The following is a 337-nucleotide window of genomic DNA, read 5'->3' as shown; positions in this document are numbered from 1 at the left end:
CCCACATTTCGGACAGAACTCGAAATCAGGTGCGCAGAGGTAGCCGCAACTGGCGCATGGCACGGGCTGGCGCTTGCCACACTTCGGACAGAAGGCGAAACCGCTCTCAACCTCGAAACCGCAGCCCAAGCAGTCCATGGAACAAGACCTCACTTGCGGCCGTGACGGCGTGATCTCGCTACGCGCTTCACGGCCAGGCTAGGCACAAGGATGAACCGATAGCCGTCAACCAGCAAGCGGCAGCGCAAATGGGCATCGAGCGATCGCTGTGGGCCGGTGGCAGAACGCTGCCGATTCGGACGGCTGAGGCGGCCGTCGTTTGCGAAGCTTTCGCTTA

2 protein-coding genes are annotated in these 337 nt (G+C 61.7%); both read right to left on the bottom strand.

Annotated elements, in window-relative coordinates; translation table 11 throughout:
• Window positions 1-138 (bottom strand): zinc ribbon domain-containing protein (locus EN818_RS31365; protein WP_135906684.1); only part of this gene is annotated, 138 nt, incomplete at its 3' end.
• An 11-nt stretch (window positions 139-149) separates the two neighbouring features.
• The coding region (locus EN818_RS33375; protein WP_210237331.1) for a hypothetical protein at window positions 150-337 on the bottom strand (188 nt) is incomplete at its 5' end.

It is taken from the genome of Mesorhizobium sp. M3A.F.Ca.ET.175.01.1.1 (assembly GCF_004791945.1).
Taxonomy (GTDB): domain Bacteria; phylum Pseudomonadota; class Alphaproteobacteria; order Rhizobiales; family Rhizobiaceae; genus Mesorhizobium.
The sequence above is the reverse complement of the archived record's forward strand: the minus strand, read 5'-3'. Positions and strand labels throughout refer to the sequence as shown.